This is a genomic window from Methylomonas sp. ZR1, from assembly GCF_013141865.1.
Classification (GTDB): Bacteria; Pseudomonadota; Gammaproteobacteria; order Methylococcales; family Methylomonadaceae; genus Methylomonas.
In genome coordinates, this window is record NZ_RCST01000001.1 from 2,403,936 (window position 1) to 2,430,320 (window position 26,385).

Sequence of the window (26,385 nt, forward strand, 5' to 3'; positions counted from 1 at the left end):
ATGGCACTCAATCAAAGTCTCGACCATTTCCTGGCGCAAACCGATAGTGTCGGCGCCTTCCTATTCAGCTTGCTGTTGATTATGTCGGTCGCCAGCTGGTATTTCATCGTCGTCAAAGCCTGGCACGCCATCCAGGTCCGCCGTCGCGCCGAGCTGTTTTTGCAGAAATTCTGGGCCAGCGACACCCTAGCCGATGTCGCCGGCCACTTATCCGACGGCGCCCAGGCAGACCCGTTTTCCAACCTGACCCGCCACGCCCTGGCCGCCTCCCAGCACCACGCCCGCCACGGTCATCAGGGTTTACAACAAGCTGGCTCGACCGCCGAGTTCCTGACCCGCTCGATGCGTCGGGTCATCGACGAAGAAACCGCGCAGTTGGAATGGGGTTTGACTGCGCTGGCTTCCATCGCCAGCACCGCACCCTTTATCGGCTTGTTCGGCACGGTCTGGGGGGTTTACCACGCCCTGGTCAACATTGGCCAAGGCGGACTGGGCGGCCTGGATCAAATCGCCGGACCGGTCGGCGAAGCGTTGATCATGACCGGCTTAGGTCTCGCTGTCGCAATTCCGGCGGTACTAGCCTATAACGATTGCGTGCGCAGCAACCGCTTGTTGTTAGCCCGCTTGGACGGCTTCGCCCACGATTTGTTTGCGTTCCTGACCACCGGCGCCACCATCGCCAGCGCGCCAGCCGCCGCTATTGCCGGCGTTGAAATGGCCTTCGCCACTGGAGAACACTAATGGCATTCGGCGGCTTCGATCAAAACAAGGCCGGCGGCCACACCGTCGCCGAAATCAACATGATCCCGTTAATCGACGTAATGCTGGTACTGCTGGTGATCTTCATGATCACCGCCCCGCTGATGACCCATGCGGTGAAAATCGACCTACCCAAGGCCAGCAGCGTACCGCAACAACCCAGCGACGACCCGGTGGCACTGTCGGTGGATGGCGAGGGGAAATTGTTCTGGAACCAGGAACAAATAGACCGCACCGTTTTGAATCAAAGGCTGGCGGACATCGCCCAATCGCCGCAGCAACCGGAATTGCATATTCGCGCCGATCAAAACGTGCCGTACCACTTCGTCGCCGAAACGCTGGCGGATGCGGCCAAGGCCGGGGTCAGTAAAATCGGTTTCGTCTCGGAGCCGGAAGCCGGCGCCAAGCACTAGTCCTTACCTACATATTCAACAAATGTTATGACACGACCCTACTCATCCCTGTATTGGCCCAGCTGCGCACTATTACCGATCGGCATCGTTTTAGCCGCACCGGCCGGCGCCGAACCCCTGGCGCCCGGCAAGGCCGAAGTCGAGCTTCGCGAGGCGGAATTGGAAGACGACAAGGAACAAGTGCTGGCCGAGACCAAAGTCAAATCGACCGCCGTCCCACAAAATCCGCGCCTGTCCGATCCTGTACCGAAAACTGGCGTCAGCCGCGACGAATTCGCCAATCGCAATAACCGCCATACCGGCGAAATCGTCAAACGCATGAGCGGTAGCGTGGTCGACGATCCCGGCGAAAGCAAGGACATCAAATTGCGCGGTCTGGATAAGGAATACACCCGGGTGCAAGTCGACGGCGTGCAATTACCCAACGGCGGCGAAAAGCGCGAATTTCAAGTTAACCAGCTGCCATCGTTCATGGTCGGCCAGGTCAACGTACTGCGCAACTCCAGCGCCGAATACGAAAGCGACGGCATCGCCGGCCGGGTGGAGATCAAAACCAGGGAAATACCCACCGAACCGAAACTGGAAGCCCGCTTCGGTTACGGCGGCCGTAACAATATGGACGGCGATCTGCTGCACGGCCAGTTCGGCTTCGGCTACAAGCCGGTGGACTGGTTCGGCGGCATGGGCGCCTTCGACCACCTGGACAATCTGATCGACCGCACCCGCGACAAGCGGTTTTCCACGCGCAAGCGCGAACTGGAACACGAAACCGAACGCAGCCATTCCGACAACGTGTTCTCTGATTTGGCCCTGTTTTACGACGGCGGCGAATTTCATGCCAAACCAATGCTGCTGAATCTGGACAAACTCAAAGTCAAAACCAAATTGACCACCGAACCGGCCAAAGCCGGCTCCGGGGAAACCGAAACCGAAGACGCAGTGGTCAGTACCTCCGGCGCTACCTTCACCCACCGCCACAATTTTAGTGGCGGCCCGGTATGGGAGTCCTTGTTCGCTTACCACTCGTCCACCGAAGACAAAGACAAAAACAAGGTCGCCACCAAGGAATCGGCGGTCGGCAGCGGCCGCTTCAATCTCGACAAAACCACGCTGGAGCGAGAAAACAAGGAAGACGAAACCTGGACGCTGAACAGCGCCTTGCGAGTCCCGTTCACGCTGGGCCTGCGCCAGGAACTCAAGTTCGGCGGCGCGGTGCGGGAACGGGTACGCTTTCGCGATAAAAACGCCCGTGAAATCAGTAAAACCGGCGTGGTCCGCAGCACTACCACGGCAAAAGACAACTACTACATGACCGAAAACTATTACGCCGGATTCGTGCAGGACAATGTTTGGTTGAACGAAGCCTTCAGCGTGATGCCGGGTTTGCGCGCGGAACACGTCGATCTGCAATCCAGAACCGGCGACGGCAGCCAAGCCGACAAGACAGTCACCGATTTGAACCCGTCGTTTCATGCCCTGTACCGGGTACGCGACGACTTGAGCCTCAGGTTTGCGTTTTCCAAATCGGTCAACCGGCCGAAGTTCGACGAACTGTCGCCCTTCGCCGTCGATAACGGCACCACGATCGTCATCGGCAGTCCGCAGTTGGACCCGGCCAGAGCCTTGAATTACGACCTTGGCGGCGAATACGCCAGCGGCAATCTGTTTTTGGCCTTGAACCTGTTTCATAAAGCCATCACCGACATCATCGAAGAAGTCGATACGGGTGTGGACCAGGACGGCAAAGACGTCTATCAGGTCCAAAACGTCGGCGACGGCTGGACCCACGGCATCGAACTGGAACAGCGCCTGAGCCTGGCCGGCCTCGGCATCCCGGCCCTGCAAGGCGCACAACTGTGGGCCAACCAGACCTTGCTGGATTCCAAGGTACGCGATTTCGCCGGCAACAACCGCCGCTTCAAACAACAACCCGGTTTCATCGCCAACGTCGGCATCGACTTTTCTTACGCGCCGACCGGCACCATCGTTACCGCCGCACTGAACTATCTGGCCGACCGTCCGGAATATAAAGCCAACGGCGACGTGACGATGATCGAGTCGTCGCTGACCTTGGATTTATCGGCGCGCCAGCAGTTATACAAGGGTTTGTCGCTGTTCGGCGAAGTCGATAACGTTACCAACCGCGAACGGGTGGACGTCGAAAATCTGGCCAACGGCACCAACACTCGCAAAGTGGAAAACTACGGCCGCACCTTCATGGCCGGCTTGACGCTGCAATTTTGAACGTGACCGGGAGCAAACCATGAAAAAAATAGATTGGCGCCACTGGCACGCATGGCTGAGCGTTCTGTTAAGCATCCCCGCATTTTTGGTGGGCCTGACCGCAATTCTGATTGCACACAACAAAACGCTGGGCTTGAACGGCGTCTCGGTCGACGCCGGCTGGCTGCCGGGTTTGACGCCGAACGCGCAAGCGGCCCCGGATATCAGAAGCACACTGTCGTTGGCCGACGGCCGTCGATTTATCGGCGGCAAAGCTGGGCTATTCATGTTTGAAAACAATAAGCTAACAGCCGTATCCGAGTTGGCGGGTTATGAAATCCGCAGCTTGGCGGCGAATAAAGGCGAGATTGCCGCAGCGGGAAATCGCGGTGTCTGGTTAAACAGCGAGGGCAATTGGCTTCAAATATACCGTCAGGCTGTACATAGCGTACAAATCGGCAGCGACGGCGCCATTTTCATCGCGACGCAGAATAGCGGCCTGTTATTCAGCGATGACGGCGGCACCAGTTGGCGGCCCGACGCCGCGACTTTGAAGGCGTTCGAGCAATTGCCGGCCGAGGCTTTGCGCGAGGATTACAGTGTGGGTAAGCTGATTCTGGACGTACATACCGGTAAAGCCTTTCTCGGCAAACATTGGGAATGGTTATGGATAGACCTATTGGGTGGCCTGCTGGTGTTTTTATGCTTGAGCGGCGTCTATTTGTGGTGGCGCGGCCAACAACGCAAAGCCGCATTGCTGGGAAAGGGCTGACAAGATGTTTTTGTCAATCTTGGCCGGCATAGTGGTTTTTGGGCTGGGCACGTTGGCGCTCTGGCTTTGCGACGGCCTGCGTCTGGCTTGGCATTGCCGGATCGCCCGCAATAGAGCGAGCAGCACCACCCCGCTGCAGGTCGTGATCGAGAGCCGCGAAGATTACACCGCCGATTTATTCGGCTTGGTACTGAGACCTCTCGGCGGCGGTCAACTCCCGGCATTTCAGGCCGGTCAGTACCTGACCGTCAATCTGCCGCGAGCCGGGCTGCCACCGTCACGCCGCTGCTACTCGCTGGCGGCCTGGCAAACGCAGCCTCGGCACTATCAGCTCGGCATTCGCCGCGTGGCCGGCGGCGGCGTATCGGAACATCTGTACCAATTCGCCCAACCCGGCACCCGTTTGGAAATCCTGCCGCCGCGCGGCGGGTTTACGCTGCAAACTTCCGGCGGCGTCAAAGTGTTGATTGGCGGCGGCATCGGCGTCACGCCGTTGCGGGCCATGCTGCACACTTTGTTAAACGATCGCGACAACCCTGGAAGCACCGTGTATCTGTTCCATGCGGTGCGGCATGCCGAAGAGCTGTGCTATCACGCCGAATTTATCGGCTTTCAAAATCGCCATTCCCGGTTTCGCTATCGGCCTATTGTCTCCCGGCCCAACGCATCTTGGCCGGGAGAAACCGGCCGGCTGAACGGTAAACGCATTGTCGATGCATTGGACGCTGTGGCAAACGCTGAATTTTATTTGTGCGCCAACATCGAAATGACCGCGATGTTACGGGCCGATTTAACCGATTTGGGCATCCCCCCCGACCGCATTTTCAGCGAAGGGTTCGGCGGCTTGGTGCCATCGACGGATGATGCGATTTACCGGATCAACATCGTCGGCAAAACCGCATTCGATTTCCAGGGCCGGCCGACCTTGATGCACGGTCTGGAAAGTGCCGGCATCGCGATCAATAGCGATTGCCGAGCGGGGCATTGCGGCGCTTGCCGGGTGAGAGCGGATAGCGGTGACTATCGCTGGTTGCTGCCTCCGACGATGACGCTCGGCGAGCGGGAAATTTTAGCCTGCTGTACGCTTCCGCTCAGCGACATGACCTTGAGCAGGGTTTGAACGGTAGCGGCAAACGCCATACCCGGCTCGGCGTAATCCGGACAAAAAATTAAATTATCTATAGACCGCCACCCAGCCTCCCGCCAGGTAGCCATGACTTTAACGACATTGCTAACCCGACGGAGCACGCATGCCCCAGCCCAATTCACGCCGCCGGCACGAGCCAGCGGATTCCCGAGCACTGATGGCGGCACTGCCGCTGGCCGCCGCGCTGATCTGCCCGGCGCCGGCTGCGGCACAGGATACCGACAAGGATTCGTCGGCCGACAAGGACGTCACCCTTTCCACCGTCGCAGTAAAAAACAAAGCGCACGCCGCGACCTTGGCTTTGTGGCGACTGCCAACAACAAAGGTGCGCAATTGGAAGCGCGACAAACGTATCAGACCACTTTTTTTAAGCCATTACCCAAAATACAAATCTCAGCGACCGACGCTTACTCGGTATAGAAACACCAGCTAACAACTGATAGCAATAACCCGCCAGCCCCCCTAGCCATCGCGCCAGGCAGCCAGCAGTAACTACTGTATGCCATGGCAATTAAACCGACTGATTTAGTACCCACTCTGCACAACCGCCCCAAGGCGACCTGCTCCGGAATTCCAGGCGACTGCGGGCGCGCCCTGCTTGGCGCGCTGCTGTGTGTGCTGGCCGGCACAGCCTTGGCTGCCGAACCCGAGGAGCTTGAAATGCCCGAAGAACTGGAACTGGAAACCGTCACGGTCAAAGCTCAAGCCGACAAACCGGCCGCCGCACCGCCCGGTACTCAATCGACGATAGACGACAAAACCATCGAGCAACGCATGGTGCGCAATATCAAAGACCTGATCCGCTACGAACCCGGCGTCAATGTCGGCAACGACCCGCAGCGCTTCGGCGCCAGCGGCTTTACCATACGCGGTCTGGGCGGCAATCGGGTGTTGATGCAGATCGACGGCGTGCGCCTGCCGGAAGCCTTCCGCATCGGCTCGTTTGCCAGCGCCAACCGCAATGCGGTGGACATGGACGCCTTAAAAGCCGTGGAAATCGTCCGTGGTTCGGGGTCGGCGTATTACGGCGGCGATGCGATGGGCGGTACCGTCAACTTCGTCACCAAGGACCCGCGCGATTACTTGAACGTATTCGGCAAGGATTACTACACCGGCCTGAAACTGAATTACAACACTACCGACAACGGCTTCGTGCAAACCGCAACATTGGCGGGTGCCTGGGGCGGCTGGGAAAGCATGGCGCTATTCACTCACAACCAAAGCAACGAAACCGACAATAAAGGCACGGCGGATTTTGCCGACGGCCGTCGCACCACGCCCAGTCCGCAAGAAAACCTCAGCTATAACCTGCTGGCCAAGCTGCTGTACCGTTTTAACGACGACAACGTGTTGCGTCTGACCGGCGAATGGTTGGACAGTCGATCCGATATCGACGCTTTGTATCTGCGCGGTGCCGACATCAGCCTGCGCAACGTCAACAGCATGCTCACCACCGATACCCAATCGCGTTGGCGGCTGACACTGGATCACACCCTGAAGCATCTGGATACGCCGCTGTTCGACGCTGTGCTCTGGAAGTTTTACACGCAAAAATCCGCTACCGGGCAAGTCACTTTGCAAGATCGCACCGCCAACGTGGACGGCAACACACTCACCGAGCGGATTTTCGATTATGCCAACGACGACTTCGGCGGCGAACTGCAACTGGGAAAGGACTTTGTTTTAGGCGATACCGCGCATGCACTGAAATACGGCGGCCAGATCAGTAAAAACAGCATAGCCCAACAACGCGACGGCAGCTACACCTGCGTCAGCGGCTCGGTTAACCCGCGCACCGGACGGCCCAATAACATTTGTCCCAAGGGCCGGATCAGCAAGACCGTGACGCCGGATGAGTTTCCGGTCCGCGACTTTCCGCTCTCCACCGTCACCAAGGCCGGCGCTTATCTTGAGGATAGTATTGGCCTGTTTGATAAACGCATCGAGCTGATCCCCGGCGGCCGTTGGGAATATTTCCGCTTATTGCCCAAGCCTGATTATTTGTTCGATAAAGCCTCCGCGGCAGCGGTTGCCGAAGGCGCCGATCCGGTTATACCCATCATCATCGACGCCAACGCCTTTTTACCCAGATTCGGCGCCTTACTGCACCTCAACGAGATATTCACGGTGCACGGCCAGTATGCGCATGGCTTTCGCGGCCCCAACTTCAGCGAGAGCAATCTCGGTTTTACCAATATCACCGGCGGATACACCAACCTGCCCAATTACAACATACAGCCGGAAACCAGCGTCGGCGCGGAAGTGGGTTTGCGCGGCCAGGGCGCTGCCGGGACTTTCGACATAAGCCTGTTTCGTAACGATTACGACCACTTCATCTATAACGCGGTGATTTGCAACCCGGCGACCGCGGCCTGTCCGCCGTTGGGTTTTACCACCTATCAAAACATCAATAGCCCTGACCCGATCCGCATTCAGGGTATCGAAATCAAAAGCCGGTTTTACCTGGACTGGCTAAATCCCTATTTACAGGGCGCCAGCCTGCTGTTCAGCGGTGCATTTACTGAAGGCATGAATCTTAAAACCCAACGCAATGACGACGATGCCCTAAGACAAATCAGCCCGATGAAAGCCGTCGTCGGTCTGCGCTACGACCAAGCCAGCGGCGACTGGGGCACGGAATTAAACCTGACCTTGGTCGGCGCCAAACAAGCCAATACCGCCCCGGCTGACGCCCTATTTCTGCCCAGCGGTTACGGCGTCATCGATTTCAATGCCTACTACAACGCCAGCAAGCATCTCTCGTTCAATGTCGGGGTATTCAACCTGCTGGATAAGAAATATATCGACTGGGAAGACATCAACACCCGCGCCGGCGATCCGCATACCACGCTGGGCAATTTCGCCGACGCCCGCTACTGGGCCGACCGCTATTCGCGTCCCGGGCGCAATCTCGGCGTCACGGTAAAACTGGCTTTTTGACGGAGAACAATCTGATGACCAAGGGCTACAGGGCCAAGAAAGAGGCGCGGAAAAAACTGGAAACGCTGTTCGACGAATTGCTGGAACACGAGGGCTTCGGCGAATTGCGGATGGAAATGCGGCTGTTAAAGCGCGGGCAAAAGGAAGTGATCATCCATTGCGGCAAACAGTACCGCTACGTGCTGGACTTTCAGGTGCAAGGCACGCCGAACGGCAATCGCGATGGCAACGCACTTCCGGAATGCCGCGAGCCGCACTGAGTTTTAAATCTCCGCCACCGCAAAGGCCAAAGGCCAGCGCGGATAGCCGGCATGGGGTCGAAGCGGCGGACGCTATTTTGACGAAAGCAACGGATCGTCTTCGTGGTGAAGAGATGCGTCAATTTATTTACATAGGAAACCAACCATGAAAACTGCACAAAAACTGACTTTAATCGCCGGCCTGTTAGCCGTTTCCGGCAGCGCTTCGGCTGACTTGACCAATGGTCCCGACCCTTACGCCGCCGGCTACGGCTTCGACACCCCAAGCGAAGCCAGCTGGGGCAACTGGAACCGTGGCGATGCCGGCACGCTGTATGCGGAATGGGACAGCTTCGCGGATAACTCTTATCCCGGCACCCGCACCGCGGCGGCGGATGTGGGCAGTGCCGGCACCACCGATGCCAATATCGGCTGGAACGCCGGCACATTCGCGGCCGGATCGGGCAATTTGTACAGCTTCAGCGTCACCGAGAATTTCACGGCTTCGCTAAGCGGCTCTACCAACAACGAGCCCTTAAGAGCAGCTTTGCAATTCGAAACCTGGGGCGTGCAAATGGACTACAACAGCCTGTTACTGAATGGCGTAGCGCCTACATTTACGACACAAACTTTCTACGATGGCAACTACGAAAGCTCATTCGGCCCGGTCGAGCTAGTGCAATACCTGGCTTATTGGGATCTATCCGGACCGGCAAGCAATTATCTGTTCTCGTTCAATAGCGCCGGACATAGCTTAAGTTTGGGCCAAGTGGCTATCGACATCGGCCCCAGCGCCGATCCCGTAACCAGTGTACCGCTGCCTGCGGCAGTATGGCTGTTCGGCGCCGGCTTCATGGGCTTGCTGGGTTTAAATCGTAAAAAAGGCCTGGCGGCATAAGCACTTACCTGTAAACGCTTTGCAGCCGGGCCGTGCGGCCCGGCTGCAAAGTCCCTAACGTGCGCTGCCTTGGAAACAAACAGCGCATTCGCTTAACGGAGCTCAGCGTAATGGCAAATTCCATGACTAAACAACCCTTATCGATTGCGGACACTTTGAAACAAGCGTGGCAAGACCTGCTCGCCGATCACCCGCATATGCGGATTCGCGATGCCGCGGCGACGTTGGGCGTCAGCGAAGCCGAACTGCTGGCAACCGACTGCGGCAACCGCGTCATCCGATTGCGGGCACACTGGCCCGCGCTGCTGAGCGCGGTCGGCACACTGGGGCCGGTGATGGCCTTGACCCGCAACGCTTTCGCGGTACATGAAAGCACCGGGCTCTACGAGGATATACGCCCTTGCGGCGACGCCATTCTGATAGACGGACACCATATCGCATTATGTCTATCCATCAGTATTTGGCATTCGGGTTTCGCCGTGACCGAGGAAACCCATCTCGGCCCGCGCCACAGCCTGCAATTTTTCGACACGGGCGGCGAGGCCGTGCACAAAATCTATTTGACCGAACATGCCGATGCCGGCCTGTACCGGCGTTTGGTCGACATCTTTCGGGCCGACGATCAGTCGCCCAATCCGGTATTGCCCGCGCATAGCCCTAATCCGCCGCTTGGCGACCTTAAACAATGCGCGGAGTTGCCGGAATCCTGGCGACGCCTGCTACTGGCCGACACTTCCGAGGCTGCCGTCACCGGCCGGATCGGCATGCCGGCGCTACGCGCGCTCATGCAGCAACTGGCGGAACTGATGTTGCCGATACAAGTGCTGGTCGGCAATCCCGGCGCCCTGCAACTGCACGACGGCCCAATTCAAAACCTGAAGATTACCGGACCCTGGTTCAATATCCTGGATCAGCGTTTTAATCTGCATCTTAACGAAATGGCCGTGGCCGGCGCGGACATCGTCCAACTGAGGTACCGGCAACACGCATTAACCGGCCTGTTGGTGCGCGGCCAAAACCAGCAGACCATCGCCTCCGTCTTCGGCGGTTACGACGACACCAACGGCGAAAACGGTTTTTGGCGCGACTTGCTCCTAGCCTCGGCGCTTGCTGAAGGTTCCTAGCTTATTGCGTCGCTACCCAACCCCATAAACCGATACGTTTTATCGATAACGCCATATCAGGAAACCCGCATGAACCAGAAAACCATCGATCTCGAACAAGTCAGAGCAGCCTATACCGCGCTGCCGCAAACATTTTCCTCCGCGCTAATGGCCACGGTCAGCGCTTCCGGGGAGCCCGAAGCCAGTTACGCCGCTTACGTGAGGCACGACGGTCATTATTACGTGTATGTCAGCGAACTGTCGGCGCACACCCAAAACCTATTGCACAACGGCCGGGTTTGCCTGTTGTTCGTCGAGGACGAAGACAAAGCCGCGCATTTGTTCGCCCGGCAACGGGTTACCTATCACTGCTCGGCCGGCGAAATCGACCGCGAGTCCGAAGCTTTCGCCTACATCATGGGCTTATTCGAGGAAAAATTCGGCGCGTTCATGAAACAGTTACAAAACATGCAGGACTTTCATCTGTTCTGTATCCGTCCGCAGCGCGGCAGTTTCGTGCAGGGTTTTGCCAAGGCATTTTCGATAGAAGGCGACGATTTGGGGCAAATCCGTCACGTCAACGATGTCGGCCATAAGGCCCGCGAACCGGCCGAAGCGCCGGCGTAAGGCGGAGCGGCAGCCTAAAAGTCCGGCTGCATTTTTATCGGTATCCCGTTCGGGCTGAGCCTGTCGAAGCCTTGAGTTGAATGCCCTTTGACAGGGGGAACGGGTATTTAAGGGCCGGATTAATAAATCAAACGAAAACCCGAACATGAAACAGACCACATCCCTAATCCATAAACTTGTCAGAGCCGCATCCGTTGCGCTCCTCTGGCTAACCGCCGCCGCGCCTGCCAATGCCGCCGGTCCGAGCCGCATCGTTTCGGTCGGCGGCGCGCTGACCGAAATCGTCTACGCCCTGGACAGTGCCGAGCGTCTGGTCGGCGTCGACAGCACCAGCCTGGCGCCGGCCGAGGCTAAAGCCCTGCCGCAAGTGGGCTACATGCGCACGCTGTCGGCCGAAGGCGTGCTGTCGCTGCGCCCGGACCTGCTATTGGCCAGCGCCCACGCCGGGCCACCGGCGGTGCTGGAGAAATTGCGCGCGGCCGGCGTGCGTATCGAAACGCTGGCCGAGGACTATTCCGCCGCCGGCATTACCGCCAAAATCGGCACTATCGCCGCCTTGCTGGATAAGCCCGAGCAAGGCCGGGCACTGGCCGGCCAGGTGCAAGCCGATTTCGACCGCTTGGCGCAGTGGCGTGCTCAACAGGACGAGCAACCCAAGGTGCTGTTTTTAATGGCAGTCGCCCACGGCGCACCGCTGGCTTCAGGACACGGCACCGCCGCCGACGCGATGTTAACCCTGGCCGGCGCCACCAATGCCGTCGGCGAACTGCAAGGCAACAAACCCATCGGCACGGAAGCGATGGTCGCCGCCGCCCCGGACGTGATTTTGTTAACCGACGTCGCCGCCAACGCCATCGGCGGCCTGGAAGCGTTCTACCGGCAACCCGGCATCGCCCAAACCCCAGCCGGCCGGCAGCGTAAAGTCTTCGTGGTCGATACCCTGGCCTTGCTCGGCTTTGGCTTGCACAGCGGCCAGGCCGTGCTGGAACTGGCCAAACGACTGCACGACGAACCGGCAGTAGCCGCCGACGCGGGGGCCGGCCGATGACTATGCATGCCGCGATGGCGGCGGCCGGACCGCGTCTTTGGTTGAAACCGGCCTTGAGCCGCGCCGGCCTGTGCTGGTTGCTGGCACTGCTGCTGGCCGTCGCCGCCTTGGCCGCGCTGGGCAGCGGCGCAGTCGCAATCTCGGCCGGCCAGGCCGCGGCCATCGTCGCCGACCGCTTCGGTATCGCCCTGCCCTGGCCGTTCGGCGCGGACCAGCAAGCGGTGCTGCTGGCGATTCGCGCGCCGCGCCTGGTGTTGGGTTTGCTGGTCGGCGGCGCCTTGGCTGCATCCGGCGCGGCGATGCAGGGCTTGTTCCGCAATCCGCTGGCCGATCCGGCCTTGATCGGCGTTTCCAGCGGCGCCGCGCTGGCCGCGGTGGCGGTCATTGTTTTGCGCGACAGCCTGTTTGGCGCTGTGGCCGGCGCATTCGGCGCCTATTTATTACCGGTCGCGGCCATCACCGGCGGTTTTGGGGTCAGTTGGCTGGTGTACCGGCTGGCCGACAGCGGCGACCGGCTGGACGTGGCCTCGCTGTTGTTGTCCGGCATCGCCATCAACGCGCTGGCCGGTTCGGCCACCGGCTTGCTGGTCTATCTGGCCGACGACGACCAATTGCGCAGCTTGACCTTCTGGAGCTTGGGCAGCCTGAACGGCGCCGGCTGGGACGGCGTCGCCATCGGCGCACCGTTTTTACTGGCCAATCTGCTACTGTTGCCATGGTTGGCGGATGCCTTGAACGCCTTGCTGCTCGGCGAAGCTGAAGCCGGACATTTGGGCTTTCCGGTGGAACGCATCAAAACCGGCGTGGTGGCCTTGGTCGCGCTCGGCGTCGGCGCGGCGGTGGCCTTGTCCGGCGTGATCGGCTTCGTCGGTCTGGTGGTGCCGCATCTATTGCGCTTGGCGCTGGGGCCGGACCACCGCTGGCTATTGCCGGCGTCAGCGCTGCTCGGCGCCTTGCTGCTGATCGGTTCTGATTATCTGGCCCGCAGCTTGGCGGCGCCGGCCGAAATCCCGATCGGCATCGTCACCGGCCTACTCGGCAGTCCGTTTTTTCTGTGGCTGCTGTTCCGGCAAAAACTGATGGGCCATTAACATGCTGCAAGCCATGGACCTGAGCCTGCGCGCCGGCGCGAAAATCTTGCTGGACGGCGTGACGCTGGAGCTGCGCCCCGGCGAAGTACTGGCCGTGGCCGGCCCGAACGGCGCCGGCAAATCCAGCCTGTTGCGGGCCATCAGCGGCGAGCTGGCGCCTTTCGCCGGCCAGGTGACGATGAACGGCCGGCCGCTGGCGGAATGGCCGCCACAACAGGCGGCCTTGCTGCGCGGCGTGTTGCCGCAAAGTTCCGGACTGGCGTTTCGTTTTACGGTGCGCGACGTGGCCCTGATGGGCCGCAGCCCGCAGCGCAAAACCCACAGTGCTGCGCAAAACCGGGCCATCGCCGAACAGGCGCTGGCGATGACCGATACCGGCCATCTGGCCGAACGCATCTACACCACGCTGTCCGGCGGCGAACGCCAACGGGTGCAACTGGCGCGGGTGCTGGCGCAAATCTGGGAACCGCAAGACCCACTACACCGCTATCTGTTGCTGGACGAACCGACCTCGGCTCTGGACCTGGCCCACCAGCACGCGGTGCTGGCCATCGCCCGCCGCTTCGCCGACGAACAACAGGCCGGGGTGTTGGCGGTCTTGCACGACCTGAATCTGGCCGCGCTTTACGCCGACCGCATCGCCCTGCTGCACCAAGGCCGGCTCGCCGCCATCGGCACGCCCGCGCAAATCCTGAACAGCGAGCTGATCCGGCAAGTATTCGCTTACCCGGTCAGCATCAGTAGTCATCCGCAAATCCCGAACGCGCCGCTGGTGATTCCGCGGCGGCAAGTGGCGCCGGGCTTGTCGGGATAATGAGGTCTGCGGTAATCCCGGATTGTTAACCGATTTAGCGTGTTCGGAGGAATACGTTAACAACGCCGCCAGGGATGGCGGCACCTTACGATTCAATGCCACAGATTTTCCGGCATGGCGATGGTGTTATTGGGAGTAAAATCGAATAAACTGGAAGAGGAAACTGGCCCAGTTGCAATCGGTCGATCCAGTGATTCAAAAACTCCTATTGCTCCGTTACCTGTCGTTGGTTTTGATTTCCGAATGATATACAGACAGAAAAATGTCATGCCGACCAATCAGTAATTGCAAAATTAAGGATTAACTTGCTGATATACGGAAACTGTTTGATTACTACTTAGGCGTCATACCAGAGGCCGCATCATGCCACCCGGACTTACTCCATCAGAACAGTTGGTGAACAAACTCGGCGCAATTAGCTTCCTGCGCCTTTGGACCCACCCAAACCCCGTTGGCAAAGGCGGAAAGGAACTATGTGATTGTTTGGTGGTCTGCGGACCCCACATTATCATATTCTCAGTCAAAGAGATTGAGTACCGAGATACCGGTGACGCTGTTGGCTGGGAACGATGGCAAAAGTCCGCAATTGAAAAGTCAGTGAAGCAGATTTGGGGCGCGGAACGTTGGCTGCAGGTTGCCGACGGCCTGATTCGAAGCGATGGGCGAGAGATCACGCTCCCGCCAAAGAAGGATCGTCGGTTCCATCGGATCACGGTTTCACTGGGAGGGCGGGGCAAAGTCCCACTGAAATGGGGAGATCTTGGGCACGGGTTTGTGCACTTGCTTGACGAGTACAGCTTGGAAGCAACATTCAACGAACTCACTACAGTCACAGACTTTGTCCGTTACCTATCCGCCGCCGAGAGCCTCTTCGAGCGCGGCGCGACGCCTGTCTTCATGGGTGCCGGTGCTGAGGACTTGCTAGCGCTCTATGTCCAGAACGGACCTGACTTTGGACTGTTTGATCCAGATACCGGACAACCAGCTCTTGCGTTTATTCACGAGGGTGTCTGGTTAGCCCTGACCAAAAGCGCCGACTATCTCGCGCGGAACAGGGACTTAGCGTCGTCATATGCCTGGGACAACCTGATCGAGAGCTTTGCTCAGGACTTACTCACCGACGGCATGTTTGACATGTTCCGAAAGGAAGTAACCCAGAACGAGTTGGCGCTCGTCGCAATGGCGCTGCAGCCCCGATGTCACCGAGCGAATCTTGCAGATGCCTTCTTGGAATTTCTTCGCCCCATTAATGCGCGAATAGCCGCACGCCTCATAGTCGCAGACAACGACACTGCGTTCGTCTTCACCACTGGCGACTCGGCGGAACGGGAATTCCGTGGGCGAGAACTGATGCTGCGCTGCCTCGTCGTGAGGGGTCGCTGTAAATCCGTCAAGACTGTAATCGGCATCGCCACGGACCGGCCCAAGAAGGGCAGGCAAGGCCACTCGTCAGACATCGTCTACCTGCACATTCCACACTAGGATCCCGCCGAAACTAAGAAAATCGATGACATTCAGGCTGAACTTGGCTACTTCAAGAATATCAAGTGGCCAGCATAGTCTGGTGGGCAATTTTGCCCACCCTACCTCTGCTCGCAACATCCGCTGGCGTAGGCTGCCGGTGAGCTTGCGAACCGCACCGTTCGCGAAACGGTAGAATTTACTCCTTGCGGTTCGTTACCTCACCGCTAGCCGCGAACCTCCTATCTTTTCACAGCCGGCCCGCCGCATACGCCGCCGAAACCGACAGCGACACGACGCTGCCAACCGTCGAAGTTAAAGCGCAAGCCGCAGGCGATCAGCGTGATCGACCATGCCTAATTCACGGCCCGCCCGCGCAGAACGCTAAACGGGCGGCCGCTTATATCCCAGGCTTGCTAGCCGACATTGTCGATTAAATGTCTGCGACGAATGTTTAAATCTGCTCGGCTTCCATAGACAGTTCGAGACGGGCAAATACAAGATTGGTTATTCAGTCGAAGCCTTGGCTGCTGCAAAACTAAGCAAACAAGACCTACCGCATAATATGAGTTGACAGCGAGCAAGAACTTCCTTAAAGTCCACTCAGCCTTCGCGCAGAAGGCGTATTGCCAGCCATGTCTCCTGACTAGCCAGCCCTCACGGTGCTAATCAATTCATCCAGGGGACCTTATGACCAAATCATTTTTCGCTAGCCGCCATTTCGTTTACGGCTTTCTCACTACAGCCGAAAGCGCCATCGAACAGCTGATTTTTAGCTCTTCGTTATTAACCCAGCCCTTAAACACCGTTAGCCTCCATGCCCTTGAGGGTACTGAAGGGCCAACCAACTCAGGCTTCGGCCCGCTCAGCCCGAACCGGGCACCAAGGATAAATAGGACCGGGTTAATAGCCTAAGCGGCCCAAAAACGCTTCGCTGTCAAACATCGAAATCCGATAGGCAGGACGCATGTTCTCGACGAATCTTTATCGCGCAGAAGCCATGGCAGCGCAGACCGGACGCTTGGAAGGCGACATCCTGCTGGCAAGGTCTTGGTCGTCGTGGCTGGTATTCGCGATTGTATTAACGCTGGTCGCCGCAACCGTTTTATTTATCAGCTTTGCGTCCTACACCAAACGAACCATCGCTATCGGCATGTTGGTCCCAAATGGCGGCGCGATTATTATTGCCACGCCGGCGCCTGGGCTTATTTCGGCCGTTCATGTTGAGGAAGGTCAAACGGTTCATGCCGGAGACACCTTATTTACGTTAAGAGACGAACGCCATCTTTCTTCATTCACAAACCGGTCGGACGCCAGCGGAGCCCGATACGCCGATCAACTTGAAGCGGCACTGCGCGCGGAAGAGGAAGCCAATCTCCGGGAAAAGCGCCAATTAAGCACCCTGCAAGACAAAAATAATTCGGCACTATCCAGACAGTTGGCGGCAATACAAGTATCGATTGCCGACGCCAAACAACAGATAACTCAGCATCAGGAAAGATTGTTCCTGGCGGAGCAGCGCCTGAATAAGCATCGCGGCCTGGCGGCATCCGGCTTTATTGCAAAAGATAAATTGGACGAGGAGCTGGACAACCTGACGCTATTGCGTGCCCAAGCATCGGATTTAAAGCGGGATTACGACGAACTCGAGCGAAAAAAATTGGAGCTGGAGGACGAAAAACGCATCGCACCGGAAAAAACCCAAATCAGCATCGCCAATATCGACCAAGACTTAAGCATACTCCGCCAAAAAATCCAGGAAACCCATATTCAAAGCCAATTGGCTATCGTCGCCCCGATTGACGGCATGGTCACCGGTATTAGCGTGCACCCCGGCCAAATTTCGGATAAGGATGCTTTGGCAACCTTGCTTGGCGATGGTGCGGAACTGACCGCGCAATTGTACGTGACCACGCGCGGCATCGGCTTTGTCGAATCCGGCCAGAAAGTACGCTTGCGTTACCAAGCCTACCCTTATCAAAAGTTCGGCCAGTATTCCGGAACGGTCGCAACCGTCTCGAAAAATCCGGTTTCATCGAAGACCTTACCGAATTTATTCGCCAATTCCCCACCGGACGATTATTACCGCGTCACCGTAAAACTGGATTCGCAGTTTGCCTCGGTGTACGGCGAACCGAAAAGGCTGGTATCCGGCATGATCGTGGAGGCGGACATCGAACAAGATACGCGGCGCTTAATTGAGTGGATGATCGAACCGCTTTACGGATTAACCAAATATAACTAGGGAACGCTATGTCACTGATACATTTCGGCATCGATAGAACACAATTTCTCGAGGCGCATTACCAAAGCCGGTGGTGGCTGAAGCGCCAAGTACTGTCCGAGAACAATTTAAACTGGAAGCATATCGACCAGGCGCTTTACGCCATGGAAAACGCCAATACGCAGATTAAATTATTTAAAGACGGACCGGTCGATCCGAGCCGCTATACCGAGCGCTATTGGGAACTGGGCGAACAACGCACACGTATCGTCAAAGACGTTTTGTACCGCTATTTAACGGACGGTGCGACCTTGGTATTAAACAAACTACAGCTCTACCTCCCGGAAATTAACGACTATTGCATGGACGTGGCGCAATTCGTCGGCGAAAAGACCAACGCCAATGCCTATGCGGCATTCGGCGGCGACGGTTCGTTCGGCAAACATTGGGATACTCACGATGTGTTCGCCTTGCAACTGATCGGACGCAAAAGATGGCGCCTCTATCAACCCACATTCGAATTGCCTTTAAACCATCAAACCAGCCTAAACCATAAAGCGGAATGCCCGGCGGAACCGGTGCTGGATACGGTATTGGCGGCCGGGGATTTGCTGTATATCCCAAGAGGCTGGTGGCACGAGGCCCTGCCTATCGCCGGCGACGAGACGTTTCATATCGCCATAGGCACCTTCCCGCCTAAATTATTGGACTACCTGCTTTGGCTATGCGGCAATCAACTGCCGGACCGGATTGAAAGCCGGGGGTCTATCAACCCTTATCTCAATACGACGGACCTTATTGAAGGTTATATCCCGCTGTTACAAAGCACGCTAGCCGAACCGGAAAATCTCCATAATTTTTTCATCGCTTTTACTGAACAACAAAGAGTTAAATCGCGATTTAATATTGGCAGTTTGTCTCCAACCGGCATATCGGATAACACCGCCCTTCTGGGCAATAAAATTCGAATAAACTCGTTCCTACCCATATCCAACGATCAGAAAACTTTATTAGCCAACGGCTTCAAGATAAATCTCGACACCGAAAGCGCCGACTTCCTTGCCGGCATCAGTTCAGCCGATAACTTGCCGGCCAATAAAAATTCTAAGCAATTATCCGACAAGGAGAGTCAATTGTTGAAAATATTATCGACATTAGACCTTATAGAGTTACTTTAGATAATTATTTAAAAATTAGTTATATAAATTTTATTCAAGGAGATAAATATATGCGTGAATTAACTATTTCGGAAATGGAGATTGTCAGCGGAGGGGTTGACTGGGATGAAGTCAGCGGTGGTTTAGCATTTGTAGGAACCGGCATTGCACTAGTTGCGGCTGCACCTGAAGTGGGTGCTGTAGTCGTTGCAACCGGGGCGGCTGCCGTAATCTTAGGTGGGTTTGCCATAGGAGATGGCTTAGTTGAAGGCGGTGCTTTGAGTAGCGGTGGCGGGGAAGATGGCGATAGAGGCTAATAATCATTCGCTCCCACATTTATCAACTTAACATGACATTATTGCGACATGAACGAGACACAGACTTATTTATTAGTTTTCGGCGTTATCCTTGTGATGATTACAACCATTATAGGAAAATCAAAATTTATTAAACCCAGCTCAGAAACAATAAGAAAGAAAGCGCTTTGGATTAGTTTATCAATTATTTATATCAACGCCTTGACTCATTTTACCATTAAACTTTTATCGTAAATATATTACCTAACCCCATAAAATCCGCCACACCAAAATGTTCGGCATTGCTTATAAGACTGGGCCTATTGATTATTTAAACTATCAGCACTGCGAACCATTATCGCAATCCACCTTGAATCAACAACAAAAGCATTGAGAATCGGTGGCCGGTAAAATCAAATATACCTATTAATTAAAAGATAAGGAGATAGAAATGCGTGAATTGACAATTCGTGAAATGTCTGTTGTCGGCGGAGGTATATCAGTCGGCGATCAAATCCAAGGCGGAACTGTTATCGCCACCGGGGGTGGCTTTACAGCTGCGCAAGCTGCTGCGGTTGGCAGTGTCATAGGTGTTGCTGTCGGTGTTGTAGGCGTTGGGCTGGGATCTTTTCTTCTGGCAGACGCCATGCTCAATGATGGAGCATTATTTGCACAAATTCAGCGAGAATTACATGGTGAAGATGGCGACGGTTAGTAAGTTTTGGAGGGTTACTTTACCGATTATTTATTGAGGATGGCGCAATGATTTATCTTTTTATTAGTTTATTTTTTTCTGCAATGGCCTCTGTTATCTCTCTTGAAATGGTGATTAAAAGTCAATTACGTAAAGACAAGGACGCTATGACAAGATTTCAGTTTTTACTTCATTTTCTGAATTCGATAGCTATTTGCTTAATTGCATGGTTTATATTAAAAATTTGATAAAATAAAAAATGGCTTGCCAAAGCCATTTTCACATCCGCCCTATATTAATTTTTTCTACCTAAACTCATCATGAAAAATCACCCATTTTTAATTTCAGTTACCTCGGCTTTTACCCTATTATCGGCACTTACGGTATTAGCATTCGTATTTCCAAAAGCCACTGCAGATATCAGCTCTCATCTCCATGGCGAAGAAGCGGTTATCTTGTATATCGCCTTCTTTTTGATATTTATGGCAGGCGTTTTTTATTTTAAAAAAAACCAAGATAACATAGAAAGATTGTTCTCAGGGAGACAAACTACCGAATTCGTGTATCGACGCGATATAACAACTTACTTAATGGCAGGATTTATTTGTGCCGGCGCGTCTTCAGAATTAGTTACCCAAGACAAAGCACTGCACGACAAGATTGTTATGGTCTCTGGAGTATTTTTATTACTGAATATCATAGCTGTTATTTATCGAAGATTTTGGCCGTCAACAAAGCCATTTCTATAATACTTCCTCAGATATTGGATGAAGCTTAATTCCCGCCTAGCGAGTCGGATTGCCTATCAATATTCATCCGTATGAGATTTCAAATATGGCGCATCTCTGTTGTATTTATTGACGTGTATCTCTCTAAGTTTCGTTATTGCCGCCCGATATTTAATTAACCTCGACTTATCCAACCCTAGAAAGGAATCTTACCTATGAATCGTACCCGCTCGACCTTAATAGCATGTTTAATACTAACTCTCGTCAACGTTGGTAGCGGGCACGCCACGGAAAATAATACAAACAGCGCCGCCGCCGAGAAATACGGCGCGATCGAACGGCAATTCGAGAACGGTTTCCGGGCCTTGTTGGTTCCCGATAGTAAGGCCGAGCAGACGGCGGTGACGCTGGTGTATTTCAGCGGTTCGCTCGCCGATCCCGTGGGAAAGTCGGGCCTTGCGCATTTGCTGGAGCATCTGCTGTTTAACGCGCCGACGACGCCGGACAATCATTCGCTGGTGAGCGAGCTGGCGCGCCGCAACATTGCCTATAACGGCAATACCAATTTCGACCGCACTATCTACCACACGGCCTTTTCCAGCGACCAGCCCACGCTGAACTGGCTGCTGCAACAAGAAGCCTTGCGCATGCATAAACTGACGATTACGGAAACGGATATTGCCAGGGAATTACCCGTGGTATTGCGGGAAAAAGAGCTTGGCGATAGCAATCATCAGCAAAAATTAGCGCAACAAATACTGCCGGTTGTTACTCGCTTTGCCCCCTATGTACGCCCGCCGATAGGTAACGAAGCTGAATTACGCGGTATCGCCATCGAAGACGCTCAGGCTTTTTATCGGACCCACTATCGTCCCGACAACGCGCTGTTGATCATTACCGGTCGATTTGACGTTGCCGAAACCTGGAAGCAATTGGCAACTCATTTTGGTGAGATTAAGTCGCCCAAAATCGGACCACCACCCGCATTCCAGGCGGCGTCCGGACAGGAGAGTAGCGACTTGCAACGGAGTTTTCGCGGCGAAGGCGATGTTGCTTCCGTCTCGTTATTTTATCCGTTACCCCATTCGTTCGATGCCAAGCATGTAGCAGCGATGGGCCTACTGAGCGGCTTGCTGACCGGTTCGCCAGCCAGTCGCTTACATGAATCGCTGGTTAGTGCCGGACAGGCAGCCTCTGTCTCGGCTATGCCCTTGCTATTGCGCAATGCGGGTGCATTCGAAGTCACTGCGCTGCCGCTGACAGCCGATAGCGAAGCGTTGGAACAACTCCAACACACCTTAGCAGAACAAGTGCATTCGCTGGGCGATACCGCGTTCACGGAAAAAGAACTGGAACGCACCAAAAACTTGATACGCAACGAAGCTTTACACGTGCAATCTCAAGCCGCTGCTTTTGGCTACCGTTTGGCGGAATTTGCCTCCCTCGGCGACTGGCGGCTGTGGTTCGAGAGTATCGACGCGGCCCAAGAAATGAATTTGGCGGAGATTCAGCAAACGGCCAAAACGCTTTTCCAGCAGTGTCTCCCGGTTGCCCAGTTGATGAGCAGTCGGCATGCGGCAAGTGTCACGGCGCGGAAAGAAGCCCTCGTACCGCAGGCAACAAGCGCCGAACCATCCCCCGCGTCCGCGCCTGCAAGCGTGCCGGAAACCGCGAGCCCGGCGGCTAACGATGCGACGGCGGCGGCTATTAATGCGCAAATCGAGCGCTTTAGCATTAACGAGTCGCTGGCGGTTGCGCTCTGGCCCAAGCCTACACCGACCGGCCGGGTGCAGGGACAGTGGAATCTGCGCATGGGCACGGCGGACAGCATGCTTGGCAAACGTATGTTGGCGGACCTTACCGGCAGCCTGTTGGCGCACGGTTCGGCCAGTTTAGATCGGCAACAACTGTTTGATCGCTTGGTGGGTTTGGATGCCCACTTGTCGATGACGCCGATGGAGGACCGTTTGGCGATTCGCTTCGATCTGCCCGCTCAATCGTTGCCGGAATTTCTGGGCGTTCTGATCGATGTTCTTCGCCATCCGGCATTGCCGGAGCAGGGATTCAAGGAAGTCGGCAATCAGTTGCGTGTCGCCTACCAAAGCCAGAGCGCCAAACCGCAAGTCGTCGCGGAACAAGCCTTGACCGCACTCACCAGCCCATACCCTATCGGCGACATCCGTCGCGAACCCGGCATGGCCGAAGCGCTCGCCGCGTTGGAACGCATCGAATTGAACGATATAAAAACCTTCCACACCGATTATTACGGCGCGAACGGGGAGTTGATGCTGTCCGGGGAGTTTAATGCCGACGCAACACGCCGGCAGTTGGAAGGCCTGTTAGGTCCCTGGCGCAGCAAGCAGGCCTACCAGCGGCCGCCGCTACCTTACACCGCTTTGGTACCCGGCCGGCATGTCATGACCGTAGCCGATGGCGCGCACGGCATTTACACGGCACAGCTTAGACAGCCGTTGCAAGCGGACGAGACGGACGCCCTGGCTTTAATGCTGGCGAATGTCGCGCTGGGCGAGGATGCGCTGCAATCCCGCCTCGGTCGCCGCCTGCGTCAACAAGAGGGTATTTCCTACGGTGTGGCCAGCAAGATCAGCGCTTCCGCCTTCGAACCGCGCGCCACCCTCACCGTCACAGCAAGCTATGCGCCGGCCCTGCGGCAACAGCTCGCCAAAGCCGTACACGAGGAACTGGCGCTGCTGGTTAAAGATGGCCTCAGCGCCGCGGAATTCGACAGTGCAAAAGAGAACTGGCGCCATCGCAACGACCTGAGCAAACTAGATCATGACAAGCTGTTCGGCAAGCTGAATCTGCTATTACGCTTACGCCGCGACATGCACTACTACGCCGACATCAATGCCCGCGTTGAAGCCTTGACGCTGGCCCAGGTGAATACGGCGATTGCCCGCCACATCAATCCCGATCAGTTGCTGGAAGTGTTTGTCGATACCAACAATGAAGCACCTTAAGCACTCGCACCATTCGTCGTACTTGCAAACCACCGCGACCGAATGCGGCTTGGCCTGCGTAGGCTATGTCGCCGCCTGCCACGGTGCCGCACACAGCATGAGCGACTTACGCGCCAAGTATGCGGTGTCGCTACGCGGCTCCACGCTGATGGATTTGGTCGGTATTGGGGCGGCGCTCGGGTTCTCGTGCAGACCGCTACGCCTGGAATTGGCGGAACTCGACCAACTCAGTCTCCCCTGTATTTTGCATTGGCAAATGAGCCATTTTGTCGTGCTAAAAAAAGTGGGGCGCGGCCGGGTGCTGGTGCACGACCCGGCCAAGGGCGAAAGAGAGATTTCTCTAGCCGAAGTCAACTCACTGTTCACCGGCGTGGCGTTGGAGCTTACGCCTTCACCGGCGTTCGAGCGTATAACGCCCAAGCCGCGCATTCCCATCGCCAAACTGGTCGGTAAAGTCGATGGCCTGATACGGAGCTTGACGCAAATTGCGGTATTGGCCGTTGCCATGCAATTATTCGCATTGCTAACACCGATCGTTGCCCAATGGATAGTAGACGGCGCTATTGTCTCCGGCGACCGGGATTTCCTGTTGGTATTAGCCTTGGCCTATGCCTTGATTGCCGTGATTAAAATCGTGTTGGAAGCCGTTAGAAGCTGGCTGGCCATCGTGCTGGCGACACAATTCAATCTGCAATGGGCCGGCCGCATTATCGGCCACTTGTTAAGACTGCCCGTGCATTGGTTCGAACTACGGCATACCGGCGATATCGTATCCCGTTTTCAATCGATGCAAGCCATTCAACAGACGCTGACCGGCAAATTAGTCGAAGTGGTCCTGGACGGCGGATTCGGTTTAATTGTCCTGGCGGTGATGTTGCTGTATAGCCCCACGCTAAGCGCTTTCGCCGTTGCCGCCGTATTGGCCTATCTGCTGATCCGCGTTTTGCCCCATGGGATTTATCATCGATTAACCGATGAAGCACTGGCGCACGAGGCCAAGGCGCAAAGCCATTTCCTGGAAAGCATTCGCGCCGTTCACACCACAAAGTTGGCGGGTTTGGAAGAGCAGCGCCGGGCGCGCTGGCTGAATTTGTTAGTGGCCGGCGTTAATAAGCGCATTGGCGCGCAAAAAATGTCGCTGGGATTTTCGCTCGGTTATAGCGCGGTGTTTGCCGCCGAAGCCATCACCGTCCTAGCAGTCGGCGCCACCATGGTCATGGACAACGCACTGACCGTCGGCATGCTGATGGCGTTTATTTCCTACAAGGACGATTTTACCTCGCGGATGCAACGACTAATCGACAACCTGATGTCCATGCGCATGGTCAGTCTGCATGTGGAGCGTTTGTCCGATATTGTCTTGGCGGAAAAAGAGCATACCGACGGCTACGCAGCAGACAAAGTCATCAACAGAAAGGATTTCAGCCCCACGATCAAGTTTAAAAACCTGGGCTTTCGCTACGGCGCGAATATGCCGTGGGTATTTCGCAATTGGCATTTGTCCATCCGACCCGGCGAACATATCGCCATCGTCGGCGCGTCCGGTTGCGGAAAGAGCACCTTGGTCAAACTCTGCTTGGGTCTGCTGGAACCGACCGAGGGCGTCATCGAAATCGACGGCATGCCTTTAAGCCAATTCGGATTGGCCAATTGGCGTCGGCTGGTGGGAGCGGTACTGCAGGAAGACCAATTATTCTCGGGGAGCCTTCAAGAAAATATTTCCGGATTCGACTTACAAACCAATTTCGATCTGCTGAAACAAAGCGCTCAACTCGCCGGCATCGACCATGAAATCGAGGTTCTACCCATGCGCTATCTATCCCAGGTTGGCGACATGGGCAGCAGTTTCTCCGGCAGGCAAAAGCAACGGCTCATTATTGCGCGGGCGCTCTATAAGGTGCCGTCAGTACTGGTCCTGGACGAAGCAACCAGCCACTTGGATGTCGAAAAAGAGCGGAAGGTGAATTTGGCAATCAATTCGTTAAGCATCACCCGCTTAACCATCGCCCATCGGCCGGAAACCATAGGCATGGCGGACAGAGTCGTGTCTCTGGATGCCAGCATACACAGCGAAAGCAGAATGGGTAGTTTCTGAAGGTTATTCCGCCATCCCGCTATCTTAGGCAAACCTCCGGGGAATTTTCCGGCAAGTGCGGTTTCGCTAATTGAGTCTGGTGCTGGATTTAACCACTGTAAAGCCGGCGCGTTTGCTTTTGTCTTTTTGACCGGCTCTGGCCTGGTGCGCGGCTTCGGCCATGGTGTCGGCAAAGCTCAGAAAATCCGCCACTTCCAGGCGCAATGACATGTTCTGCAGATGCAGGTGGACGACGCCGCATTCGCGGCAAATCAATACCTTGCTTAAGGCCGTCGCCGCCAAACATTCGTGGGTACAGGGTTTGTTGCTCATAGGTTTACTCCTTCAAAAATCGTCAGGGATTGGGTAAAAAACTTTTTAAGCGGACTAAAGCTCGGGATTTACTAAACCACGATTGAGCTTGGCTTTTGCCTGAGACAGGAACATTTTCCAAACGATTTGTTTCGACCCTAAATCAAGACATCGGAAATCCGTGGCATGGATTTCGCCTTTTTCGACCAACGCCGCCAAAACTTCCGGAGCGATTGCCAAGCGCACAGCCTCAGGTTCTCTAAATAAGGGGAATAATCTTTTCACGTCGCGGCAGCTGATTTTTAATCTGACTCAAATGATAATTATTCTCATTTGAAAAGTAAAGTATTTCTTCCTCCTTGAAATTTCAGCCATTAACTCGCC

General features: G+C 55.7%; 24 protein-coding genes. 21 read left to right on the forward strand and 3 right to left on the reverse strand.

Going from position 1 to position 26,385, the window contains the following annotated elements:
* From DDY07_RS10820 to DDY07_RS10840, 5 genes are read left to right on the forward strand one after another with little or no spacing between them, the layout of a single operon-like run.
* On the forward strand, positions 1–741 hold the full coding sequence (locus DDY07_RS10820) for a MotA/TolQ/ExbB proton channel family protein (protein ID WP_171695894.1): 741 nt from the start codon (positions 1–3) through the stop codon (positions 739–741).
* Positions 741–1,172, forward strand: a complete 432-nt coding sequence (locus DDY07_RS10825) for a biopolymer transporter ExbD (RefSeq protein WP_171695895.1) — start codon at positions 741–743, stop codon at positions 1,170–1,172. Before DDY07_RS10820 ends, DDY07_RS10825 begins: the two co-directional genes overlap by 1 nt.
* Positions 1,173–1,199: 27 nt before the next feature.
* Complete coding sequence (locus DDY07_RS10830; protein ID WP_171695896.1) at positions 1,200–3,416, forward strand: TonB-dependent receptor; 2,217 nt, start codon at positions 1,200–1,202, stop codon at positions 3,414–3,416.
* A 19-nt stretch (positions 3,417–3,435) separates the two neighbouring features.
* Positions 3,436–4,167 (forward strand): PepSY domain-containing protein, encoded by a 732-nt coding sequence (locus tag DDY07_RS10835; protein WP_171695897.1) that lies wholly within the window; start codon positions 3,436–3,438, stop codon positions 4,165–4,167.
* Between the two features lie 4 nt (positions 4,168–4,171).
* A complete protein-coding gene (locus tag DDY07_RS10840) occupies positions 4,172–5,287 on the forward strand; it encodes an iron-sulfur cluster-binding domain-containing protein (RefSeq protein WP_171695898.1) in 1,116 nt (371 codons plus the stop codon).
* 111 nt (positions 5,288–5,398) lie between these two features.
* Here DDY07_RS10840 and DDY07_RS10845 read toward each other — a convergent pair whose 3' ends face one another.
* On the reverse strand, positions 5,399–5,662 hold the full coding sequence (locus DDY07_RS10845; RefSeq protein WP_171695899.1) for a hypothetical protein: 264 nt from the start codon (positions 5,660–5,662) through the stop codon (positions 5,399–5,401).
* Positions 5,663–5,818: 156 nt separating this feature from the next.
* Between DDY07_RS10845 and DDY07_RS10850 the strand changes: the two genes are divergently transcribed.
* From DDY07_RS10850 to DDY07_RS10925, 16 genes are all read left to right on the forward strand, one after another.
* Positions 5,819–8,254, forward strand: coding sequence for a TonB-dependent hemoglobin/transferrin/lactoferrin family receptor (locus DDY07_RS10850; protein ID WP_253734466.1), 2,436 nt, complete (start codon positions 5,819–5,821; stop codon positions 8,252–8,254).
* Positions 8,255–8,268: 14 nt separating this feature from the next.
* Positions 8,269–8,514: a hypothetical protein gene (locus tag DDY07_RS10855; protein WP_101055249.1), complete on the forward strand. Its 246-nt coding sequence runs from the start codon at positions 8,269–8,271 to the stop codon at positions 8,512–8,514.
* A gap of 145 nt (positions 8,515–8,659) precedes the next feature.
* On the forward strand, positions 8,660–9,391 hold the full coding sequence (locus DDY07_RS10860; protein WP_171695900.1) for a VPLPA-CTERM sorting domain-containing protein: 732 nt from the start codon (positions 8,660–8,662) through the stop codon (positions 9,389–9,391).
* Between the two features lie 122 nt (positions 9,392–9,513).
* Positions 9,514–10,515 (forward strand): ChuX/HutX family heme-like substrate-binding protein, encoded by a 1,002-nt coding sequence (locus DDY07_RS10865; protein ID WP_171695901.1) that lies wholly within the window; start codon positions 9,514–9,516, stop codon positions 10,513–10,515.
* A 69-nt stretch (positions 10,516–10,584) separates the two neighbouring features.
* Positions 10,585–11,121 (forward strand): HugZ family protein, encoded by a 537-nt coding sequence (locus DDY07_RS10870; RefSeq protein WP_171695902.1) that lies wholly within the window; start codon positions 10,585–10,587, stop codon positions 11,119–11,121.
* Between the two features lie 145 nt (positions 11,122–11,266).
* Positions 11,267–12,169 carry a hemin ABC transporter substrate-binding protein gene (locus DDY07_RS10875; protein WP_171695903.1) on the forward strand — a complete coding sequence of 301 codons (903 nt, stop codon included), beginning with the start codon at positions 11,267–11,269 and terminating at the stop codon, positions 12,167–12,169.
* Positions 12,166–13,260 (forward strand): iron ABC transporter permease, encoded by a 1,095-nt coding sequence (locus DDY07_RS10880; protein WP_171695904.1) that lies wholly within the window; start codon positions 12,166–12,168, stop codon positions 13,258–13,260. Before DDY07_RS10875 ends, DDY07_RS10880 begins: the two co-directional genes overlap by 4 nt.
* 1 nt (position 13,261) lies before the next feature.
* On the forward strand, positions 13,262–14,074 hold the full coding sequence (locus DDY07_RS10885; protein WP_171695905.1) for a heme ABC transporter ATP-binding protein: 813 nt from the start codon (positions 13,262–13,264) through the stop codon (positions 14,072–14,074).
* A 363-nt stretch (positions 14,075–14,437) separates the two neighbouring features.
* Positions 14,438–15,556 (forward strand): hypothetical protein, encoded by a 1,119-nt coding sequence (locus tag DDY07_RS10890; protein ID WP_216614741.1) that lies wholly within the window; start codon positions 14,438–14,440, stop codon positions 15,554–15,556.
* Positions 15,557–16,502: 946 nt separating this feature from the next.
* On the forward strand, positions 16,503–17,780 hold the full coding sequence (locus DDY07_RS10895) for an HlyD family secretion protein (RefSeq protein ID WP_171695906.1): 1,278 nt from the start codon (positions 16,503–16,505) through the stop codon (positions 17,778–17,780).
* An 8-nt stretch (positions 17,781–17,788) separates the two neighbouring features.
* Positions 17,789–18,937: a cupin domain-containing protein gene (locus DDY07_RS10900; protein WP_171695907.1), complete on the forward strand. Its 1,149-nt coding sequence runs from the start codon at positions 17,789–17,791 to the stop codon at positions 18,935–18,937.
* Positions 18,938–18,987: 50 nt separating this feature from the next.
* On the forward strand, positions 18,988–19,233 hold the full coding sequence (locus tag DDY07_RS10905) for a hypothetical protein (RefSeq protein WP_171695908.1): 246 nt from the start codon (positions 18,988–18,990) through the stop codon (positions 19,231–19,233).
* A 430-nt stretch (positions 19,234–19,663) separates the two neighbouring features.
* Positions 19,664–19,927 (forward strand): hypothetical protein, encoded by a 264-nt coding sequence (locus DDY07_RS10910; RefSeq protein ID WP_171695909.1) that lies wholly within the window; start codon positions 19,664–19,666, stop codon positions 19,925–19,927.
* 299 nt (positions 19,928–20,226) lie between these two features.
* Entirely contained in the window at positions 20,227–20,655 is a 429-nt protein-coding gene (locus tag DDY07_RS10915) for a hypothetical protein (protein WP_171695910.1), read from the forward strand.
* Positions 20,656–20,849: 194 nt separating this feature from the next.
* The gene (locus tag DDY07_RS10920; protein WP_171695911.1) at positions 20,850–23,615 is read left to right on the forward strand and encodes a pitrilysin family protein; all 2,766 of its coding nucleotides are present in this window, start codon (positions 20,850–20,852) and stop codon (positions 23,613–23,615) included.
* Positions 23,602–25,710: a peptidase domain-containing ABC transporter gene (locus DDY07_RS10925; protein ID WP_171695912.1), complete on the forward strand. Its 2,109-nt coding sequence runs from the start codon at positions 23,602–23,604 to the stop codon at positions 25,708–25,710. The genes DDY07_RS10920 and DDY07_RS10925 overlap by 14 nt, the downstream gene beginning before the upstream one ends.
* A 66-nt stretch (positions 25,711–25,776) precedes the next feature.
* Here DDY07_RS10925 and DDY07_RS10930 read toward each other — a convergent pair whose 3' ends face one another.
* Together DDY07_RS10930 and DDY07_RS10935 are read right to left on the reverse strand one after the other, a co-directional pair.
* Positions 25,777–26,022: a hypothetical protein gene (locus DDY07_RS10930; protein ID WP_033155341.1), complete on the reverse strand. Its 246-nt coding sequence runs from the start codon at positions 26,020–26,022 to the stop codon at positions 25,777–25,779.
* Positions 26,023–26,076: 54 nt separating this feature from the next.
* On the reverse strand, positions 26,077–26,286 hold the full coding sequence (locus DDY07_RS10935; RefSeq protein WP_033155342.1) for a hypothetical protein: 210 nt from the start codon (positions 26,284–26,286) through the stop codon (positions 26,077–26,079).
* Positions 26,287–26,385 lie beyond the last annotated feature (99 nt).

Coding starts and splice junctions, on each gene's coding strand:
- DDY07_RS10895 (WP_171695906.1), top strand. CDS start 16,503: ATGTTCTCGACGAATCTTTATCGCGCAGAAGCCATGGCAGCGCAGACC.
- DDY07_RS10820 (WP_171695894.1), top strand. CDS start 1: ATGGCACTCAATCAAAGTCTCGACCATTTCCTGGCGCAAACCGATAGT.
- DDY07_RS10875 (WP_171695903.1), top strand. CDS start 11,267: ATGAAACAGACCACATCCCTAATCCATAAACTTGTCAGAGCCGCATCC.
- DDY07_RS10840 (WP_171695898.1), top strand. CDS start 4,172: ATGTTTTTGTCAATCTTGGCCGGCATAGTGGTTTTTGGGCTGGGCACG.
- DDY07_RS10920 (WP_171695911.1), top strand. CDS start 20,850: ATGAATCGTACCCGCTCGACCTTAATAGCATGTTTAATACTAACTCTC.
- DDY07_RS10905 (WP_171695908.1), top strand. CDS start 18,988: ATGCGTGAATTAACTATTTCGGAAATGGAGATTGTCAGCGGAGGGGTT.
- DDY07_RS10930 (WP_033155341.1), bottom strand. CDS start 26,022: ATGAGCAACAAACCCTGTACCCACGAATGTTTGGCGGCGACGGCCTTA.
- DDY07_RS10900 (WP_171695907.1), top strand. CDS start 17,789: ATGTCACTGATACATTTCGGCATCGATAGAACACAATTTCTCGAGGCG.
- DDY07_RS10890 (WP_216614741.1), top strand. CDS start 14,438: ATGCCACCCGGACTTACTCCATCAGAACAGTTGGTGAACAAACTCGGC.
- DDY07_RS10925 (WP_171695912.1), top strand. CDS start 23,602: ATGAAGCACCTTAAGCACTCGCACCATTCGTCGTACTTGCAAACCACC.
- DDY07_RS10880 (WP_171695904.1), top strand. CDS start 12,166: ATGACTATGCATGCCGCGATGGCGGCGGCCGGACCGCGTCTTTGGTTG.
- DDY07_RS10870 (WP_171695902.1), top strand. CDS start 10,585: ATGAACCAGAAAACCATCGATCTCGAACAAGTCAGAGCAGCCTATACC.
- DDY07_RS10830 (WP_171695896.1), top strand. CDS start 1,200: ATGACACGACCCTACTCATCCCTGTATTGGCCCAGCTGCGCACTATTA.
- DDY07_RS10915 (WP_171695910.1), top strand. CDS start 20,227: ATGAAAAATCACCCATTTTTAATTTCAGTTACCTCGGCTTTTACCCTA.
- DDY07_RS10835 (WP_171695897.1), top strand. CDS start 3,436: ATGAAAAAAATAGATTGGCGCCACTGGCACGCATGGCTGAGCGTTCTG.
- DDY07_RS10865 (WP_171695901.1), top strand. CDS start 9,514: ATGACTAAACAACCCTTATCGATTGCGGACACTTTGAAACAAGCGTGG.
- DDY07_RS10855 (WP_101055249.1), top strand. CDS start 8,269: ATGACCAAGGGCTACAGGGCCAAGAAAGAGGCGCGGAAAAAACTGGAA.
- DDY07_RS10850 (WP_253734466.1), top strand. CDS start 5,819: ATGGCAATTAAACCGACTGATTTAGTACCCACTCTGCACAACCGCCCC.
- DDY07_RS10860 (WP_171695900.1), top strand. CDS start 8,660: ATGAAAACTGCACAAAAACTGACTTTAATCGCCGGCCTGTTAGCCGTT.
- DDY07_RS10885 (WP_171695905.1), top strand. CDS start 13,262: ATGCTGCAAGCCATGGACCTGAGCCTGCGCGCCGGCGCGAAAATCTTG.
- DDY07_RS10910 (WP_171695909.1), top strand. CDS start 19,664: ATGCGTGAATTGACAATTCGTGAAATGTCTGTTGTCGGCGGAGGTATA.
- DDY07_RS10825 (WP_171695895.1), top strand. CDS start 741: ATGGCATTCGGCGGCTTCGATCAAAACAAGGCCGGCGGCCACACCGTC.